Raw genomic sequence first — 19,347 nt, forward strand, 5'->3', positions numbered from 1 at the left:
TGATGGTGACCTGCTACTTACCCAGGAACTTGTCGAAGCCCTTGGGGAGGTTCAGCTGGGAGGGATCGAAGTCGCCACCCTGCTGGCCGAAGGCGGCCCCGGTGGGCAGTGCCTTGGCAGCATTGGCGCGGCGGGCTTCGGCTTCCTTGCGCTCCTGCGCCGCCTTGGCCGGGTTGCCGGACTTTGCCTTCTTCTTGGGCGCATTCTTGGCGTTCTTCCGCGCACCGCCGCCGGCTCCTGGCATGCCGGGCATCCCGGGCATTCCCGGCATGCCGCCCTGGGCCATCTTCTTCATCATCTTCTGGGCCTGTGCAAAGCGCTCCAGCAGGCCGTTGACCTCGGACACGTGGACGCCCGAACCACGGGCGATGCGGGCGCGGCGCGAGCCGTTGATGATCTTCGGGGCAAGCCGCTCGTGCGGGGTCATGGACCGGACAATCGCCTCGACACGGTCGATCTCCCGCTCGTCGAACTGCTCCAGCTGCTGCCGGATGTTCTGCGCGCCCGGCATCATCATGAGCATCTTCTTCATGGAGCCCATGTTGCGGATCTGCTGCATCTGGGCCAGGAAGTCCTCAAGGGTGAAGTCTTCCTGGTCGGCGAACTTCTTCGCCATCCGGGCGGCTTCATCCTTGTCCCAGGCCTTTTCAGCCTGTTCGATGAGCGTGAGGATGTCGCCCATGTCCAGGATGCGCGAGGCCATCCGGTCCGGGTGGAAGAGCTCGAAGTCGTCCAGGCCTTCGCCGGTGGAGGCGAACATGACCGGCTTGCCGGTGACCGACGCGACTGACAGCGCGGCACCACCGCGGGCATCGCCGTCGAGCTTGGACAACACAATGCCGGTGAAGTTCACGCCTTCGTCGAAGGCGAGGGCCGTGTTCACGGCGTCCTGGCCGATCATGGAGTCGATCACGAACAGGACTTCGTTGGGCACGATGGCGCGGCGGATCTGGCGGGCCTGCTCCATCATGCCGGCGTCCACGCCAAGGCGGCCTGCGGTGTCGACGATCACCACATCGTGCAGCTTCTGGCGTGCTTCCTCGACGCCGGCACGTGCCACGGCGACCGGGTCACCGGCAGGCTGGTCCAGCTCCGTGGAGGTGGCGCCCGGGTGCGGTGCGAACACCGGGACATTGGCGCGCTGGCCCACCACCTGGAGCTGGGTAACGGCGTTGGGGCGCTGGAGGTCGCAGGCCACCAGCATGGGGCTGTGGCCCTGGGCCTTCAGCCACTTGGACAGCTTGCCCGCGAGGGTGGTCTTGCCGGCACCCTGAAGGCCGGCAAGCATGATGATGGTGGGGCCGTTCTTGGCCAGCCTGATGCGCCGGGTCTCGCCGCCGAGGATCTCCTGGAGTTCCTCGTTGACGATCTTGACGATCTGCTGGCTGGGGTTCAGCGCGGCAGAGACCTCCGCACCCAGGGCCCGTTCGCGGACCCGTCCCGTGAATTCACGGACCACCGGTACGGCGACGTCCGCGTCCAGGAGGGCACGGCGGATCTCGCGGACGGTGGCATCAACATCGGCCTCCGTGAGGCGGCCCTTGCCGCGGAGATTCTTGAAGGTTGCTGTCAACCGGTCAGAGAGTGAATTGAACACGCGCCGTGAACTTCTTTCAGGAGATGATCGGGACTCGACTATCTAGGGTATCAAGTCAGGCACGGAAGGTGGCATGCTGGCGAAATGACGAGCCAAACAACTGTCAAGACCCTGCTCATCCTCGGCGCCTCGGGCGACCTCACCGGCCGCCTCCTCCTGCCGGGCCTGGCGCGGCTGGTTGCGGCCGGCCGGGCCGCGGGCCTCAGCCTGGTGGGGGCCGGTTCAGACCCATGGACGCCCGAACAGTGGCGGGAGCGGGTCCAGTCATCGTTCGCGGCGGCAGCCGGGGCAGCGGATGAGCCGGGCAAGGAAGCCCTGGAGTTGCTGCAGAAGGAGACGGTGTACCACCAGGTGGATGTCACGGCCAAGGGCGCCCTGGCAGGACTGCTTGGCGGCCTTGAAGGCCCGGTGGCCGTGTACTTCGCTCTTCCGCCCCGGATCAGCCAGCTGGCGTGCGAAACGCTTCAGCCCGGGGAGGTTCCGGCCGGTACCCGGCTGGTGATGGAGAAGCCTTTCGGCTCCAGCGAGGAGTCCGCACGCTCCCTCAACCAGACGTTGGCGCGGCTTGTCCCGGAGGACCACATCCACCGGGTGGACCACTTCCTGGGCAAGGCCACGGTCCTCAACATCCTGGGCCTGCGGTTCGCGAACAACTTCCTGGAGCCGGTGTGGAACCGGCAGCACGTGGAAAAGGTGGAGATCTTCTTCGACGAGGACCTGGCCCTGGAGGGGCGTGCCCGCTACTACGACGGCGCCGGCGCCCTGCGGGACATGATCCAAAGCCACCTCCTGCAGGTCATGGCGGTGATGGCCATCGAGCCCCCGGCCACCATCGGCGAGCGCGACCTCCGCGACGCGGTCTCCGCCGTCCTTCGCGCCAGCAGCGTCAAGGACCCCGTCACTGACTCCCGCCGTGCCCGCTACACGGCTGGTTCAGTAGCGGGAAAGCAGGTCCCCGACTACGCCGCGGAGGAAGGCGTGGATGCCGGCCGGGAGACGGAGACACTTGCCGAGATCCAGGTGGGCATCGACAACTGGCGCTGGCGCGGCGTTCCGTTCATCCTGCGCTCGGGCAAGGCCCTGGGCGACAAGCGCAAGGAGGCCGTGGTCACCTTCCTTCCTGTGCCCCACCTCCCCCAGGGCTTCACCGGGGTGGACTCCCCCAACCAGCTGCGGATCGGTTTTGGCCCGGACACGCTGGAGTTCGACGTCGACGTCAACGGTCCCGGAAACATCTTCAGCCTGGGCCGGGTCACCCTGGAAGCGGAACTGAGTGCCTCCGACCTGCTGCCCTACGGCGAGGTGCTCGAAGGCGTGCTGTCCGGCGACCCGCTGCTGTCCGTCCGGAGCGATACTGCAGAGGATTGCTGGCGGATTGTTGAACCGGTGCTCTTGGCATGGACGCACGGGGAGGTCCCGCTGGAAGAGTACGACGCCGGCTCGGCCGGCCCGGCATCATGGCCAACCAACCGGCATCAGGACTGAGCCGTCCACCGTAACGTGGGCGCGGCACCTTAAACGTCAGCAGGACGGGCGGGACCTTCCGGTTCCTGCCCGTCCTGCTTTCGTTTTCGGTTGCCGCCCCAGTGCCGGTGGTGGTCCGCCCTAGATGGCGGCCACCCCGCGTTCCCCTGTGCGGACCCGCACTGCCTCGTGGACGTCCATGGTCCAGACCTTGCCGTCCCCGGCCCTGCCGGTGTTGGAGCTGGCAATGATCACGTCCAGGATGTCATCGGCCTGTTCGTCCGTGGCCAGCACTTCCACCCGGATCTTGGGCAGGAGGTCTACGTTGTATTCCGCCCCGCGGTACACCTCGGTGTAGCCGCGCTGCCGGCCGTAGCCGCTGGCCGCGCTGACGGTGAGGCCCTGGACGCCGTAGGCTTCCAGCCCTTCCCTGATGGCTTCGAGCTTTTCCGGCCTGACGATTGCAGTGATCAGTTTCATGCCCCCACGCTTTCCTTGCCTGTTGCTGACTGTGCCTTCTGCGCTTCCGATGCCTGCACGGCTTCAGGGGATACGCCCTTGCCGGTGATCAGGTCGTGCAGCGGCTGGAAGCTTCCGCCGTGGCCGCTGAGGCCGAACTCGTAGGCGGTCTCGGCGTGCAGGCTGAGGTCCACACCCACCGTTTCCTGTTCCTGCGAGACGCGGAAGCCCATGGTCTTGTGGATGGCCAGGGCGATGATGGTGGTCAGGATCGCGGAGTAGGCGATGGCGATGCCGGCTGCCGCGAGCTGCGCCCAGAGCTGGGTGAGTCCGCCGCCGTAGAAAAGGCCGCCGCCAACACCGTCGGTGGGCAGTGCGATGAAGCCCAGGGCCACGGTGCCGATGATGCCGGAGACCAGGTGCACGCCGACGACGTCCAACGAGTCATCGAAGCCCCAGCGGAACTTCAGGCCAACGGCCAGGGCGGAGGCCACGCCGGCGACCACGCCGAGGCCCAGGGCACCCACGGGGCTGACGTTGGCGCAGGCGGGGGTGATGGCAACCAGGCCCGCAACGACACCGGACGCGGCGCCGAGCGAGGTGGGGTGACCGTCGCGAATCCGCTCGGTGACGAGCCAGCCGAGCATGGCAGCTGCCGGGGCTGCGAGGGTGTTGACCCAGATCAGGCCGCCCTGTTCGGCAGTGGTGGCTGCACCGCCGTTGAAGCCGAACCAGCCGAACCAGAGGATGGCCGCCCCGAGCATGACGAACGGGATGTTGTGCGGGCGGTGGTTGGGGTCCTTGCCGAAGCCCTTGCGGTTGCCGATGATCAGGACCAGGATGAGCGCGGCCACGCCTGCGTTGATGTGGACCACAGTGCCGCCGGCGAAGTCGATGGCGGGGCCGAGGGCCTTGCCGATGGCGCCTTCGGGGCCGAAGAGGCCGCCGCCCCACACCATGTAGGCAAGCGGGCAGTACACCAGGGTGACCCACACCGGGACGAACACGGACCAGGCGCCGAACTTGGCACGGTCTGCAATGGCGCCGCTGATCAGCGCCACCGTGATGATGGCGAACGTGGCGGCGTAGCCCACCTTGATCAGGCCGTCGGGGGTGTTGATTCCCTCAAGGCCGAAGGTGGCGAACGGGTTGCCGACGATCTCCATGAACCCTTCCCCGGAGCTCATGGAGGCGCCCCACAGAACCCAGACAACGCCCACCATGCCGATGGAGATGAAGCTCATCATCATCATGTTCAGGGCTGCCTTGGCGCGGGTCATGCCGCCGTAGAAGAATGCCAGACCGGGTGTCATGAACAGCACAAGGGCTGCCGCCACCATGACCCAAACGTGACCTGCGGTAAGTTCCATGGTGCACGTCCTCTCTCATCGAATCTTGCGGAAGTACTCCGCCTTCCAACGCCTTTTGCGTCCTGTAAAGAGTTTGTGGGTGGCGTGTTTCGCCCGCAGAGGATTTAGATTGCCGGTCTGTTACAACAATCTCTAGGAAGTAAATGGTGCATATCCGCCTTGTTACGGTTATGTTTCCGCATTCGCGCAGCCACCCGGCTCCCCTTCCAGCAAGGACTCCCCCAGCATGACGGCACCACCCCGCGCCAGCGGCGCCACTTCAAGGTTCTTGGCACGGCTGCGGCCGCAGCGGGAGAAGCTCCCCCGCGACATCAAGGTGATGCTGGCCGCGGCCTTCCTCATCGCGCTTGGATTCGGGCTTGTTGCGCCCGTATTGCCGCAGTTCGCCACAACCTTCGGGGTGGGCAACACCGAGGCTGCCGTCATTGTGGCGATCTTCGCGTTCATGCGCCTGGCTTTTGCTCCTGCCGGCGGCGCCCTGATCGGCAAGCGGGGAGAACGCCCTATCTACGTCGCGGGGCTGTTGATCGTGGCACTGTCCACGGCCGCGTGCGCCTTCGCCCAGGACTACTGGCAGCTGCTGCTGTTCCGCGGCCTTGGCGGGGCAGGCTCGGTGATGTTCACCGTGGCGTCCATGGCCCTGGTGGTCCGGCTGGCGCCGCCTCAAAGCAGGGGCAGGGTTTCCGGAGCCTACGCGTCGGCATTCCTGATCGGGAATGTGTGCGGGCCGATCGTGGGCGGGCTCCTGGCCGGCCTGGGCCTGCGGGTGCCGTTCCTCGCCTACGCCGCGGCCCTGCTGGTTGCCGCGTTCGTCGTTCAGACCCAACTCAGCCACCAGCGCAGGGACAGCGGAGATGCCCAAAAGCGGGCCCCGGACATGCGCTTTGGCGAAGCACTTGGCACGGGCACCTACCGTTCGGCGCTCACCTCCAGCTTCGCCAACGGGTGGGCCACCTTTGGCGTGCGGATGGCAACGGTGCCGCTGTTCGCCGCGGCCGCCTTCGGGGCAGGCCCGCAGGCGGCCGGCCTGGCCCTGGCCGTGTTCGCTGCCGGCAACGCCGCCGCGCTTACGTTCTCGGGCCGCCTGGCCGACTCAGTGGGACGCAAGCCCATGATGATTGCGGGCCTGCTGGTGGCGGCCCTGGCCACCGCGGCGATCGGCATCACCACCGACCTGCCCTGGTTCCTTGCGGCGTCGACGCTCGCCGGCGTCGGCTCCGGCCTCTTCGGCCCCGCCCAGCAGGCTGCAGTGGCAGATGTGATCGGCAACGGCCGTTCCGGCGGCAAGGTGCTGGCCGTCTACCAGATGATGTCCGACGTCGGCGCGATCGTTGGGCCCGTAGTGGCAGGCTTGCTGGCGGACCGGTTGGGCTTCGGCTGGGCCTTCGGGCTGACCGGCGGCATCATGCTCCTGGCCGCCGTCACTTGGCTTCCGACCCGGGAGACGCTTCGTACGGCCGGGTCGTAGTTTGCGGTGCAGGCCGGGAACCAGGCCAACTCAGCGGTTAGCCTGTTCAGCAGTGAGCTAGTTCAGCAGGGCGTCTACGAAGCCTTCGGTGTCGAACGGGGCCAGGTCGTCGGCGCCTTCGCCCAGTCCGATGAGCTTGACGGGCACGCCAAGTGTCTTCTGGATGGCGACGACGATGCCGCCCTTGGCGGTTCCGTCCAGCTTGGTCAGGACGATGCCGGTGATGTTGACCACCTCGGAGAAAACCCGGGCCTGGTTCAGGCCGTTCTGGCCGGTGGTGGCGTCAAGGACCAGCAGGACCTCGTCCACCTCTGCCAGCTTCTCCACCACGCGCTTGACCTTGCCCAGTTCGTCCATCAGGCCCACCTTGTTCTGCAGGCGTCCGGCGGTGTCGATCATCACAACGTCGACTTCCTGCTCGATGCCTGCCTTCACGGCCTCGTAGGCAACCGAGGCGGGGTCGGCGCCGTCGATGTCCGACTTGACGGTGGGGACTCCCACGCGCTGGCCCCACGTGGCCAGTTGCTCGGCGGCGGCGGCGCGGAACGTGTCCGCGGCGCCGAGCAGGACGTCCTTGTCCTCGGCAACCAGCACGCGGGCCAGCTTGCCCACGGTGGTGGTCTTGCCTACGCCGTTCACGCCCACCACCATCATTACGGCGGGCTTCTCGGCATGGCGCTGGACGTTTAGGCTGCGGTCCATGGTGGGATCGACGAGCTTGATGAGTTCTTCACGCAGCATGGTCTTGACGTGTTCCGGGGTACGGGTACCCAGGACCTTGACCCGCTCCCGCAGGGCGTCCACGAGCTGCATGGTGGGTTCTGTTCCCAGGTCAGCCAGCAGGAGGGTTTCCTCCACCTCGTCCCAGACACTCTCGTCGATCCGGTCGCTGGACAGCAGCGCCAGCAGGCCCTTGCCCATGATGTTGTTGGAGCGGACCAGCCGTTCGCGCAGGCGCGTGAGGCGCCCTGCGACCGGGAGCGGTGTTTCGACGGGAATGGTTTCCAGTCCGGCCGCATTGTCCGGAACCGTTGTGGTGTCCAGGCCCTCGAGGTCGACGCCCTCGGGGGCCTTGCGTTCAATGGTTCCGTCACGGTCCGCCACCGCCGTGCTGCCGCCGGAGCGGATCTCGGGGTCGTTCGCGTCGCGGGTTCCGGGGTACCGGGTGATGTTCCTTCGCGTCTTGAGCAGGACCGGAATCAGAGCGCCGATGACCACCAGCGCAGCAAGAATGGACAGGACAATGGGAAGGATGTCATTCACTCCCCTAGCTTCTCATAAACGGCATGCCCCACTGCGGCGCGTGCCAGGCGCCTGACCTGCCCCTTCGCACCGTTCCCCGCGCTGCTGCTACACCTCCGCGCCGAGGCGCTGGCTGATCACGGTGGAGACGCCGTCGCCCCTCATGGTCACGCCGTACAACGCATCCGCCACTTCCATGGTGCGCTTCTGGTGGGTAATCACGATGAGCTGGCTGGATTCCCGGAGTTCTTCGAAGATGGTGATCAGCCGGCCCAGGTTGGTGTCATCCAGCGCCGCTTCCACCTCGTCCATGACGTAGAACGGCGAGGGCCGGGCCTTGAAGATGGCCACCAGCAGCGCCACCGCGGTCAGGGACCGCTCGCCGCCGGAGAGCAGCGACAGCCGCTTGATCTTTTTGCCCGCGGGACGGGCCTCCACTTCGATGCCGGTGGTCAGCATGTCCGCGGGGTCGGTGAGGACCAGCCGGCCTTCGCCGCCGGGAAAAAGGCGGTCGAACACCCTGGTGAATTGCGCCTGGGTGTCCTTAAAGGCTTCGGCGAAGACGCGCTGGACGCGGTCGTCCACTTCCTTGATGATGTCCAGCAGGTCCCGGCGGCTGGCCTTCAGGTCTTCGAGCTGGGAGCTGAGGAACTGGTGCCGCTCCTCCAGCGCCGCGAATTCCTCGAGTGCCAGGGGGTTGACCTTGCCCAGGCTCGCCAGGTCCCGTTCTGCCTTCCGCAGCCGCTTCTCCTGTTCCTGACGGACGTAGGGCTTACCTTCAACGATCTCCTGCCCTCCCGCATCAACGGGGGCGCGGAGGGCGGCCCATTTGTCGCCTGATTCCTCCGCCGGAACGGGAACGGGGACGTGCGGGCCAAATTCCTCCACCAGCGCCTCGGGGGTGATGCCCAGCTCGTCCACGGAGCGGGTTTCCACCGCTTCGATCCTTGCCCGCTGCTGGGCCCGGGCCAGCTCATCACGGTGCACATTGTCGGTGAGCTGGGCCAGTTCCCGGGCCAGGGCCTCGTTTGCTTCCCGGATGCCACGCAGTCCGCGGTCACGCAGCTCGCGGTTCTCCTCGGCCAAGTCCCGTTCGTGCCGGGCCAGGTCCACGGAGACATCCACGAAGCCGAGTGCCAATTCCACGCCCGCGGAAACGGCGGCTGCCCGTTTGGCCTGGATCCGGCGGCGCCGGGCGCGCTCCGCGGCTTCCTCCCGGGCACGCCGCTCGGTAGCGGCGGCGCGTTCCAGCGATGCAACCCGGTTGCGGGTGGCCGCCAGCTGCTCCTCGGCACTGCGCAGGGACAGCCGTGCCTCAACTTCAGCCGCACGGGCGGCGGATGCGGCACGCGCCAGGGCATCGCGCTGTTCCGTTGAGGGTTCCTCTTCAACGGGTGCTTCCTGGGCTGCCGCCAGGCGGGCGGTGACGGCCGCGAGCGCTTCCTGCTCGGCAGCGACGTTCTCCTCCGCCCGCGCCAAGGACGCGGCCATCCGTTCGCTCTCCCCCACGGCACTGCGGAGGACGGAGTTCAGGTGGCCCAGGCGCTCAGCGACCGCGGCGAGGCGGGCGTCGGATTCGTGCAGCTTGTCCAGGGCAGCGTCCGCTTCCTCCTGGGCACCAGCGCGCCGTGCCTCGGCGCCGGCCAGGGCGAACCTGTTCCGCTCCAGGTCCGCGGTGACCGCAGAAAGGCTGCGGCCGGCGTCGTCCACTGCCGCCTGCACCTCGAGCAATGACGGTGCCTTGGCCGAACCACCGGTCACCGCTAATGCCGTGAAGACGTCCCCCTCAGGGGTGACCACCGTGAGTCCGGGCACCGAGTCCACGACCGTGGCCGCGGCGTCGATCCCGGGGACGACGGCGGTTCGGGCCAGCAGGTGCCGGACCAAGGCGACGTGCTCCGCGGGCCCGTTTACGAGGCCGGCAGCCCACTGCGCACCGTCAGGCAGCGGCTGGTCCGGCCCGTCCTCCGGCTGGCCCGCCGCAGCCGAGGCGAGGAGCAACGACGCCCGCCCGGCGTCGTCGTCCTTGAGCCGCTGCAGCACCTCAACGGCCGTGTCCTTGTCCTGGACCAGCACTGCCTCGGATGCCTGCCCGAGCGCGGCGGCAATGGCCGCTTCATAGCCGGCCTGCACGGTGATCGCGGCGGCAACGCTTCCCTGCACCCCCGGGAGGCGGGACTCCAGCACGTGCCGGGCGCCGTCCTTCCGCTCAAGGCCCAGCTTGAGGGCGTCGAGCCGGGCGGCCAGGGCATCCCGTTTGCGGACCCCTTCGTTGACGGCGGCCTTGAGGTCAGTGATCTCCTGGAGGACAGCGTCCAAGGCTTCGCTTGCAGCCTCGTAGTCGGCGTCAAGGGATTCTTCCCCCTCCTCCACGCCCGCCACCTGGTTCTCCAGTGCCGTGAACTCGGCCTGGGCACGGGCGCGGCGTTCCGTTCCGGCGGTAAGGGATTCGCGCAGCCGTCCCAGTTCCGCCTGCGCGGACTCCACCCGGGATCGGGCGGCCGCCACCTGGCCGGCCAGCCGCGCCAGTCCTTCCCGGCGGTCGGCTGCAGCACGGAGCTGGGCGGTGAGCCGCTGGTCCTCGGCCAGGGCCGCCTGCTCCGCCTCGGCCTTTGCAGCGCTGGCCGTCGCCAGGGCACTGCGCCTTGTTTCGATGTCCTGTTCAAGCTCGGCGAGCTCCTGCCGCACCCGGGCTGCCTGGCGTTCGAGCTGTTCGGGGTCCCGGCCCGGGGAAGGGGCGGCGTCTTCGGAACCCAGCAGGCGGCTGCGTTCAGTGGCCAGCGAGCCGAGCGACCTCAGCCGCTCCCGCGCCGTGGAGAGCCGGTACCAGGTGTCACGGGCGGCATTCAGGCGCGGTGTGGCCTCTGCCGCAAGTTGCTCCATGGCTGCCTGCTGCCTGCGGCCCGCTTCGAGTTCCTGTTCGACGGCGGTCCGCCGGGCTTTGAGCGCGGCTTCGTCCGCCACGTCCTGCTCCAGCGCCAGCTGCAGCTGGACGAGGTCGTCGGCGAGCAGGCGGGCGCGGGCGTCCCTGACGTCGAACTGGACGCGCTGGGCGCGGCGGGCCACCTCCGCCTGCTTGCCCAAGGGCGTGAGCTGGCGCCGGATTTCCCCGGTGAGGTCGGTGAGGCGCTGGAGGTTGGCCTGCATGGCTTCCAGTTTCCGGACCGTTCGTTCCTTGCGCCGGCGGTGCTTGAGGATCCCCGCTGCCTCCTCAATGAAGCCGCGGCGGTCCTCGGGGGTGGCGTGCAGCACGCGGTCCAGCTGGCCCTGCCCCACGATGACGTGCATCTCCCGGCCCAGCCCTGAGTCGGAAAGCAGTTCCTGGATATCCAGCAGCCGGCAGCCGGCACCGTTGATGGCGTACTCCGAGCCGCCCGTACGGAACAGCGTCCGGGAAATGGTGACTTCGCTGTATTCGATGGGCAGGGCGCCGTCGGTGTTGTCGATGGTGAGCGAAACGTGGGCCCGTCCCAGGGGCGGCCGTCCGGACGTCCCGGCGAAAATGACGTCCTCCATCTTGCCGCCGCGGAGGGTCTTGGCGCCTTGCTCGCCCATGACCCAGGCCAGGGCGTCCACCACGTTGGACTTCCCGGATCCGTTGGGACCCACCACGGCGGTGACGCCGGGTTCGAAGTCGAAGGTGGTGGCAGACGCAAAGGACTTGAACCCCCGGACGGTGAGGCTTTTGAGGTGCAAGGCTTTTCTGGTCTCCTGGAGCGGGTAGGGCATGATTGCGGGAACCGGCTCACTACAATCTACTGCGCAGGACCGACATTTCCCCGCAGCAGCGCCCGGAAGCCAACGCCTGCGCCACGGGTGAATATGCATGATCCGGGCAGGCAAAGGCATAGTTAAGCTCTTGAGCCTGCGTTTTTGTGGGTACAGTCACCGCAGGAATGCGGGACGGAAACGAAGAGGGGCTTGAAATTGGCAGGTAATGCAACCTTCCGCCACAGCAACACCGCGCTGCTCTCGGTCAGCAGCGTCGAAGCTCCAAGGATTGTGAGCTCCACCGACTTTGACCGGCGCCTGGCGTCAACCCTGCAGCGGCTGAAGTTCCCGCCGCGGCTGCTGGAACGCGTCGCAGGCATCACGCACCGCCGCTGGTGGGCCGCCGGCACGTCGTTCGACGACGCTGCGGTGGAAGCCGGCGCCAAGGCCCTGGCCGAGGCAGGCATCGAAGCATCCGAGATCGGCCTGCTGATCAACACCTCGGTGACCAGGCGCAACCTGGAACCGTCCGTAGCGGTGAAGATCCATCACGGACTCAGCCTGCCGTCGTCGGCCATGAACTTTGACCTTGCCAACGCCTGCCTGGGGTTCGTCAACGCCCTGACCCTGGCCGCCAACATGATCGACTCGGGCCAGATCAGGTACGCCGTCATTGTCAATGGCGAGGACGCCCAGCTGACCCAGGAGGCCACCCTGGAGCGCCTCCAGCGGCCCGAAACCACCCGTGCCGACTTTAACCGGGAGTTCGCCACGCTGACGCTCGGCTCCGGAGCGGCCGCCGCCGTCCTGGGACCGGCGGACGAGCACCCGGGCGCCCACCGCGTGGTGGGCGGCGTAATGCGAGCCGGCACCGAGCACCACGAGCTGTGCGTGGGCGGCATCGACGGCATGCACACCGACACAAAGGGACTGCTCGACGGCGGCCTGCAGCTCGTCGTCGACGCCTGGCATGAGGCCCAGCCGGAGTGGGACTGGGCGGCCATGGACCGCTACGTCACCCACCAGGTCAGCAATGCCTACACTCAGGCCATCATCGAGGCGATCGACCTGGATGCCGACAAGGTGCCCATCACGTTCCCGCACTGGGGCAATGTGGGTCCCGCCTCCCTCCCCATGACGCTTGCAGCCGAGTCGCAGTCGCTGGCAAGCGGTGACCGGGTCCTGTGCATGGGCGTTGGGTCCGGACTCAACACTGCGATGCTGGAAATCGTTTGGTGATGGCGGACTGGCCCGGCGTCAACGCCGAATGGTCACGCGAACTCGATGTCCCCTCCACCTCCGGCGCTGATGCGCCGGGCACCGTGCGCCGCTGGCACCTGCTGGATAACGGCGCGGAACTGGCCCGCCACGGATTGACTCCTTTGGGGACGCTGCTGTGCGTGCACGGCAACCCCACCTGGTCCTACCTGTGGCGGAGCCTGCTGGCCGCGGGTTCCAACTCCGCGCATCCGTGGCGTGTGGTGGCCGTGGACCAGCTGGACATGGGCTTTTCGGAGCGGACCGGTACGTTCCGGCGGCTGGCCGATCGGATCAACGACCTGGGCGACCTCACGGACGTGCTGGGCCTGGAGGGGCCTGTCGTTTCGGTGGGCCATGACTGGGGCGGCGCCATCAGCCTGGGCTGGGCGCTGGCGCATGAAAACCAGCTGGCCGGCGTTGTCCTGACCAACACCGCCGTGCACCAGCCTGAAGGCAGCCCCATCCCGGCGGCCCTGCGGCTTGCCCTGCATCCTGCCGTCCACAAGTGGGGAACCACCACCTCTGACGCCTTCCTGCGGGTGACGCATTCGTTGGCACACCCGCCACTGCCCGCGGAAATCCGGAACGCTTACATGGCCCCCTATCGTGGAGCGTCCCGGCGTGCCGGAGTAGGCAACTTTGTTGCGGACATTCCCGTTGACGCATCCCATCCCAGCTTTGCAGCGCTCACCGGGGTGGCTGAAGGCGTACGCGGGCTGGATGTTCCAGCCCTGATGCTGTGGGGCCCGCGCGACCCCATCTTCTCCGACCGCTACCTCAAGGACCTCATCGGCCGGCTTCCGCATGCGGACGTGCACCGCTACGAGGGCGCCGGGCACCTGGTGGCCGAGGACCGGGACATTGCCGCGCCGGTCCTCGACTGGCTTGCGGGGCGCGTCACCGGCGGCCGGATCGGTCCGGCCGGCACCCCCGCCGTGGAAGGCACTGACGGCTTTGAGCCCCTGTGGGCGCCCCTTGCCGGACTGGCGGCGGGACCAGCGGGCGACGGGAGGGCCGTCGTCGAAACGGCAACGGACGGTACCGTGGCCCGCTTCCTGACGTGGAAGCAACTGGCGGCGGATGTTGACCACCTGGCCGCGGGCCTGGCGACGGCGGGTGTTGGGCCCGGCAGCCGGGTGAGCCTGATGGTTCCGCCCGGGGTAGACCTCACCGTGGCCTTGTACGCCTGCCTGCGGCTCGGGGCCGTGGTAGTAGTCGCCGACGCGGGCCTGGGCACCAAAGGCCTGAGCCGGGCAGTCAAGGGCGCCACCCCCGATGTCCTGATCGGGATTGACAAGGCCCTGGCCGCCGCCCGGGCCCTCGGATGGGCGGCCCGCCGCATCAGCGTCCGTGAGCTCACCCCGCGGCGCCGCCGGCTCCTCGGGGTGGAAACCTCCCTCGCCGCCCTTGCCAGGGCAGGTTCAGCACGGGCCGGAGCGGCGGGGAAGGCCGCATTGTCCCTGCCGGGGCCCGACTCCCCCGCCGCCGTCCTCTTTACCTCCGGTTCCACCGGCCCCGCCAAGGGCGTGCTCTATACCCACCGGCAGCTTGCCGCCATGCGGGACACCGTGGCACAAACCTTTGGAATCCGTCCCGGGCAGCGCCTGGTGGCCGGCTTCGCGCCCTTTGCCCTGCTGGGTCCCGCACTGGGGGCAGTCTCGGTGACGCCGGCGATGGATGTCACGGCACCCCGCACCCTGACTGCACGCGCCCTGGCCGATGCCGCGGCGGCCATCGATGCCACGGTGGTCTTCGCGTCCCCCGCTGCGCTGCGAAATGTCGTTGCCACCCGCGGCGGACTCACCCCGGACGGTACCGCGGCCCTCGGACGCATTGACCTGCTCCTCTCCGCCGGCGCACCCGTTCCGGAAGCACTCCTTGCGGAGGTGCAGCAGCTGGTGCCCCGCGCCTCCCTGCACACCCCGTACGGGATGACCGAGGCGCTGCCCGTCACCGACATCAGCCTCGAACAGATTCAGGCCGCGGCCGCTGATGCCGCTGCGGGAACGATGACGGGCGCCGGCAACGGCGTTTGCGTGGGCCGGCCCGTCCACGGCACCCGCGTAGCCGTCATCCCCCTGGCGGCGGACGGCACGGCAGCCGGAGCCGCGCCGGTCACCGACGCGGGCATCACGGGGGAGATCCTGGTCAGTGCGCCGCACGTCAAAGACGCTTATGACCGCCTCTGGCTGACGCAGGAGCTGAGCAGTGGCCCCACCGGATGGCACCGCACCGGGGACGTGGGCCACTTCGACGTCCAGGGACGGCTGTGGGTGGAAGGCCGGCTGGCACACGTGGTCACGGCACCCGGCGGAGTGGTGACCCCGGTGGGCCCGGAACAGGCCATCGAAGGCGTGGACGAGGTCCGTATGGCAGCCGTGGTGGGTGTGGGACCGGCAGGGACGCAGGCCGTCGCCGCCGTCGTCGAAACCGTCCCGCCGACCTCCAAAGCCGGCCTTGCCGGGGCTGAGTTGGCGGGCAGGGTACGGGCAGCTGCCCGCAGCGCAGGCGTGTCCGTCGCTGCCGTCCTGGTTGTCCCCGCGCAGCCCACCGACATCCGCCACAACGCAAAAATCGACAGGACGCGGCTGTCGCGATGGGCCTCGTCCGTGCTGGCCGGCGGCCGTCCGGGGACGCCGTGAGGGTGCTGGTCACCGGTGCCAGCGGGCTGCTGGGCCGGGAGGTGGCAAGCCTCCTGGTCCGGAAGGGACATGCAGTCACCACCTTCCAGCGGCGCTCCTCGGGGGTCGACGGCGCAACGGACCACAGTGGCTCCCTCACCGATGATGCAGCGGTCACCGCCGCCGTCCGGGGCGTTGATGGTGTCATCCACCTGGCCGCCAAGGTTTCCTTTACCGGCCGTGCGCAGGAGTTCGACGAAGTTAACGTCCAGGGAACCCGGCGGCTGCTCCAGGCAGCACGCGAAGCGGGCGTCAGGGACTTCGTTTTCGTGTCCTCCCCGTCGGTGGCCAACTCGGGCGCCGCCATTGCAGGGCTGGGCGCAGAAAAGGCTGACCCGGTGCATGCCCACGGCGACTACTCACGCACCAAGGCGGAGGCGGAACTGCTGGCCCTTGCCACGGACGGACCGGACTTCCGTGTCGCCGCGGTGCGGCCGCACGTGGTGTGGGGGCCCGGTGACACCCAACTCGTGGAACGCGTGCTGGCACGGGCGGCGCGGAAGCGGTTGCCGCTGTTGGATGTCGGCGCTGCACTGATCGACACCACGTATGTGGACAACGCTGCTGCCGCCATTGTTGCCGCGCTCGAGCGCATGGGCCACATCCACGGCCGGGCGTTGGTGGTCACCAACGCCGAGCCCCGGCCCGTGGGCGAACTCATTGCAGGCATCTGTGCTGCCGGCGGCGTGCCCGCGCCGGCTTGGTCCGTGCCGGGCCCTGTGGCGCGGCTGGCAGGATCAGTGGTGGAGCGGGCGTGGCTTCGGCTCGGTAAGCAGGACGAGCCGCCCATGACCAGGTTCCTCGCCGAGCAGTTGTCCACGGCGCACTGGTTCGACCAGCGGGAAACCCACGCGCTCCTGGCCTGGACCCCCGCAGTATCCATCGACGAAGGCCTCGCGCGGCTGGCGGACTACTACGGCTCCCGGTGAGCGGGCCTGCTGCCAGGCGGACGGGCCGCTACCAGCGGCCGTTGCGGGGCCGCGGTTGGCACACGGGGCAGGTATGGGACGAACGGTTCATGAACTGGTCCCGGCGGATGGTCGCATTGATACCCGCTGCGGCGCACCGCCTGCACGGCTCCCCCTGCCGGCCGTAGGCATTGAGGGACCGGTCAAAGTAGCCTGATGCGCCGTTGACGTTGACGTACAGCGAATCGAAGCTGGTCCCGCCTGCGGCCAGGGCATCAAGCATCACCTCGCGGGCGCTGTCGAGGACTCGCTGGGCTTCACTGCGGCGCAGCGTGTCGGTGGCCCGGGCGAAATGCAGCCGGGCGCGCCACAGTGCTTCGTCGGCATAGATGTTGCCGATGCCGGACACCAGGCCCTGGTCCAGCAGCGCCCGCTTCAGCCCCGTTTTGCGCTTCCGGAGGCGCTGGTAGAAGAGATCGAAGGAGAAGGCAGGATCCAGGGGGTCCCGGGCGATGTGTGCTGCTTCCTCCGCAATCAGGGGAAGGGGCGATTCCGCCAGGCCGCCTGGAGCGCCGTCGTCCGTGGGGACGAGCGTGGTGACGAAGAGGCCGCCGAAAATCCGCTGGTCCACGAACCGCAGTTGCTCCGGCATCCCGTCCCGAGGGCTGAGCCGGAACCGGACTTTGAGGTGCTTCTCATCCGGGACGGCTGAGTCCTGCATCAGCAGCTGCCCGCTCATGCCCAGGTGCGCCATCAGGGCAACTTCGGGCAGGCCACCGGTTTTCGGGTTCTCCAATCCGGCAGCAGCGGTGTCCACCAGGGGCAGCCAAAGGAACTTTCCCCGGCGCACGACGTCGGACACGGTGGCACCTTCGAGGTTGCCGATGAAGTCCTCAACGCCAAGGGCATGGCGGCGGATGGAACGCGGATCGAGGACTTCGACGGCACGAATCGTCCTGCCGCGGACCCAGTTCACCAGGCCACGGCGGACAACCTCCACCTCGGGCAGTTCGGGCATGGACGCTACTGGGCGGCCACGGAGCTCGCGCCGGCACTGGACGCCTCTTGGGCCCCGGCGCCGGAAAGCACCCGCCACGCGTCTGCCGCTGCTTCCTGTTCCGCTTCCTTCTTGGAGTGCCCGGAACCCTTGCCGTAGGCGGTTCCGCCGATATTCAGGACAGCGGTGAAGGTACGGGCGTGGTCGGGGCCGGACCCCTCCACTGCGTAGTGGATGCTGCCCAACTGCCGGCTGGCTGCGAGTTCCTGGATGCTGGTCTTCCAGTCGGTGCCGGCGCCCAGGACGGCGGCATCCTTCAGCAGCGGACCGATCAGCCGCATGACCAGTTGCCGCGCCGTCTCGATGTCGTTGGAGACATAGGTGGCCCCGATCAGGGCTTCCATGGTGTCCGCCAGGATGGAGGCTTTGTTCTTGCCATGGGTGAGCTTCTCGCCCTGGCCAAGGTAGATGTATTCCCCAATGCCCAGGCTGCGGCCGATGCCGGCCAGTGCCCGGGTACTGACGACGGCGGACCGGCGCTTGGCGAGTTCGCCTTCGGGCAGGTCCGGGTTGTCCCGGTAGAGGGCGTCGGTGACGGAGAATCCCAGGATGGAGTCGCCCAGGAACTCGAGCCGCTCGTTGGTGGGGATGCCGCCGTTCTCGTAGGCGTACGAACGGTGGGTGAGCGCAAGACGAAGCGTCCCGGCGTCAATAGAGACACCGAGACGCTTCAGAAGCTCTTCAGTTGAAGACATCAGTCAGCCTGTTGGGCCGATTAGACGTCAGCGACCTTGCGGCCCTTGTACTCAAGGAACAGCGCGGTGCCAGCAGAGTCGGTAACGACCTTTGCCTGGTGCGGCAGGCTGTAGGTGACCTGGCCGTTCTCAACGGTCTTCACCAGGTGGGGGGCGGTCGCCTTCCACTGCGAGCGGCGGGCGCGGGTATTCGAGCGAGACATTTTCCGCTTGGGAACAGCCACGGCTAACTCATTTCTCTCTAGACAAACACGTACGAATCAATTTTGCCGGTCAGGCTTAGCCATATTAGCTAGGGCAGCCCAGCGAGGATCCAGGACCTCGTGGTGGTGCCCCGGCTCGTCTTCCAGGCGAACTCCGCATTCGGAGCAAAGGCCCTGGCAGTCTTCCCGGCACACCGGCTGGAACGGCAGGTTGGTGACAACCGCGTCCCGCAACACCGGTTCAAGATCGATTACATCGTGCTCGACTCGACGTTGCTCTTCATCTTCTTCTCCGTCCGAGAACTCAGTGCCCTCGTAGAAGAAAAGTTCTTGCACATTGACCTCAAGGTCATACGCAAGGGGATCCAGGCATCGGCCGCACTCGCCGGTTACTTCGGCGACAACGGTTCCTGATACCAGAATTCCTTCGTGTACGGCCTCAAGCTTCAGGTCGAGCTCGACATCCGAGCCTTCCTGAACACCAATGAGCGCCACACCAAGATCACCCGGTGCGGGTACATGTTCCTTCAGCGTCCGCATGCTTCCCGGGCTGCGCCCGAGGTCCTTGACGTCGAACGCCAGGGGCGAACCAGCATCTCTTTTAATGAGAACTCCTGTTGAACATATGACCGACGCACCATCTTAGCCTGAAGAGCCATGGCGACTCAAACCGGCAGGAGGCAGCGCCGAAGTACCGATCCAGCCTACCGCCTTGGCTGCTGATCAGGCGAAGGCTCGCCGGCAACCATGCGGCGGTGCACGGACCGGGGCACGTAGTCCGAGACGCTGCCGCCCAGGCTTGCCACCTCTTTGATCAGGGTGGAGGACAAGTGGACGTAGCTTGCCTCGGCCGGGAGGAAGACAGTCTCCACGCCGCTCAGCTGGCGGTTCATGGTGGCCATCGGAAGCTCGTAGTCGAAGTCCGACGATGACCTCAGTCCCTTGACGATGGCGGACACACCCCGTTGGCGGCAATATTCCGCCAGGAGGCCCTCACCCACCGGTTCCACCACGATGCCCTTGAGCGATGCGAGGGTTTCGCGTGCCATCTCCAGCCGTTCCTCGAGGCTGAACATGTACTTCTTGGCGTAGTTGGTGGAGATGGCCACAATGACCTCGTCGAAAAGACCGGCAGCCCGTGCAATGACTTCGAGATGGCCGTTGTGGATGGGGTCGAAGGATCCGGGGCACACAGCGCGTCTCATGGTTCGAACCTACCCCATGGGAAGGCC

Annotated in this window: 15 protein-coding genes; 5 read left to right on the forward strand and 10 right to left on the reverse strand. The window is 67.5% G+C overall.

The annotated features are described in order from the left end of the window. Positions 1-13: 13 nt before the first annotated feature. Entirely contained in the window at positions 14-1,597 is a 1,584-nt protein-coding gene (gene ffh, locus ACFO0G_RS00130) for a signal recognition particle protein (protein WP_376976010.1), read from the reverse strand. An 84-nt stretch (positions 1,598-1,681) separates the two neighbouring features. Here ffh and ACFO0G_RS00135 point away from each other — a divergent pair, with 84 nt between their 5' ends. Beyond that, positions 1,682-3,082: a glucose-6-phosphate dehydrogenase gene (locus ACFO0G_RS00135; RefSeq protein WP_376976011.1), complete on the forward strand. Its 1,401-nt coding sequence runs from the start codon at positions 1,682-1,684 to the stop codon at positions 3,080-3,082. Positions 3,083-3,202: 120 nt separating this feature from the next. On the opposite strand, the gene ACFO0G_RS00140 is transcribed toward ACFO0G_RS00135, so the two are convergent. Together ACFO0G_RS00140 and ACFO0G_RS00145 are read right to left on the reverse strand one after the other, a co-directional pair. Then, entirely contained in the window at positions 3,203-3,541 is a 339-nt protein-coding gene (locus tag ACFO0G_RS00140; RefSeq protein WP_159631736.1) for a P-II family nitrogen regulator, read from the reverse strand. Beyond that, positions 3,538-4,890: an ammonium transporter gene (locus ACFO0G_RS00145; protein ID WP_286397615.1), complete on the reverse strand. Its 1,353-nt coding sequence runs from the start codon at positions 4,888-4,890 to the stop codon at positions 3,538-3,540. The genes ACFO0G_RS00140 and ACFO0G_RS00145 overlap by 4 nt, the downstream gene beginning before the upstream one ends. Before the next feature lie 226 nt (positions 4,891-5,116). Here ACFO0G_RS00145 and ACFO0G_RS00150 point away from each other — a divergent pair, with 226 nt between their 5' ends. Beyond that, the gene (locus ACFO0G_RS00150) at positions 5,117-6,358 is read left to right on the forward strand and encodes an MFS transporter (RefSeq protein WP_376976012.1); all 1,242 of its coding nucleotides are present in this window, start codon (positions 5,117-5,119) and stop codon (positions 6,356-6,358) included. Positions 6,359-6,415: 57 nt separating this feature from the next. Here ACFO0G_RS00150 and ftsY read toward each other — a convergent pair whose 3' ends face one another. Together ftsY and smc are read right to left on the reverse strand one after the other, a co-directional pair. Beyond that, complete coding sequence (ftsY, locus tag ACFO0G_RS00155; protein ID WP_286397618.1) at positions 6,416-7,621, reverse strand: signal recognition particle-docking protein FtsY; 1,206 nt, start codon at positions 7,619-7,621, stop codon at positions 6,416-6,418. An 87-nt stretch (positions 7,622-7,708) separates the two neighbouring features. Then, positions 7,709-11,296, reverse strand: coding sequence for a chromosome segregation protein SMC (smc, locus tag ACFO0G_RS00160; protein WP_376976013.1), 3,588 nt, complete (start codon positions 11,294-11,296; stop codon positions 7,709-7,711). A gap of 231 nt (positions 11,297-11,527) precedes the next feature. Between smc and ACFO0G_RS00165 the strand changes: the two genes are divergently transcribed. Genes ACFO0G_RS00165 through ACFO0G_RS00175 form a run of 3 tightly spaced genes read left to right on the forward strand, consistent with a single transcriptional unit; the run spans position 11,528 to position 16,181 of the window. Further along, complete coding sequence (locus ACFO0G_RS00165; RefSeq protein ID WP_286397621.1) at positions 11,528-12,550, forward strand: 3-oxoacyl-ACP synthase III; 1,023 nt, start codon at positions 11,528-11,530, stop codon at positions 12,548-12,550. After that, entirely contained in the window at positions 12,544-15,213 is a 2,670-nt protein-coding gene (locus tag ACFO0G_RS00170; RefSeq protein WP_376976014.1) for an alpha/beta fold hydrolase, read from the forward strand. Before ACFO0G_RS00165 ends, ACFO0G_RS00170 begins: the two co-directional genes overlap by 7 nt. Beyond that, positions 15,210-16,181 (forward strand): NAD-dependent epimerase/dehydratase family protein, encoded by a 972-nt coding sequence (locus tag ACFO0G_RS00175; RefSeq protein WP_376976650.1) that lies wholly within the window; start codon positions 15,210-15,212, stop codon positions 16,179-16,181. Before ACFO0G_RS00170 ends, ACFO0G_RS00175 begins: the two co-directional genes overlap by 4 nt. Before the next feature lie 28 nt (positions 16,182-16,209). Here ACFO0G_RS00175 and mutM read toward each other — a convergent pair whose 3' ends face one another. The 5 genes from mutM to coaD form a co-directional block, all read right to left on the reverse strand. Beyond that, complete coding sequence (mutM, locus tag ACFO0G_RS00180) at positions 16,210-17,178, reverse strand: bifunctional DNA-formamidopyrimidine glycosylase/DNA-(apurinic or apyrimidinic site) lyase (RefSeq protein WP_286397626.1); 969 nt, start codon at positions 17,176-17,178, stop codon at positions 16,210-16,212. 5 nt (positions 17,179-17,183) lie between these two features. Beyond that, positions 17,184-17,912, reverse strand: a complete 729-nt coding sequence (gene rnc, locus ACFO0G_RS00185) for a ribonuclease III (protein ID WP_376976015.1) — start codon at positions 17,910-17,912, stop codon at positions 17,184-17,186. Between the two features lie 20 nt (positions 17,913-17,932). Then, positions 17,933-18,136 (reverse strand): 50S ribosomal protein L32, encoded by a 204-nt coding sequence (rpmF, locus tag ACFO0G_RS00190; RefSeq protein WP_009356569.1) that lies wholly within the window; start codon positions 18,134-18,136, stop codon positions 17,933-17,935. 36 nt (positions 18,137-18,172) lie between these two features. Further along, a complete protein-coding gene (locus tag ACFO0G_RS00195) occupies positions 18,173-18,697 on the reverse strand; it encodes a YceD family protein (RefSeq protein ID WP_376976651.1) in 525 nt (174 codons plus the stop codon). 122 nt (positions 18,698-18,819) lie between these two features. Beyond that, complete coding sequence (gene coaD, locus ACFO0G_RS00200) at positions 18,820-19,320, reverse strand: pantetheine-phosphate adenylyltransferase (RefSeq protein ID WP_286397630.1); 501 nt, start codon at positions 19,318-19,320, stop codon at positions 18,820-18,822. Positions 19,321-19,347 lie beyond the last annotated feature (27 nt).

Source organism: Arthrobacter sedimenti (genome assembly GCF_042652025.1).
Classification (GTDB): Bacteria; Actinomycetota; Actinomycetes; order Actinomycetales; family Micrococcaceae; genus Arthrobacter; species Arthrobacter sedimenti.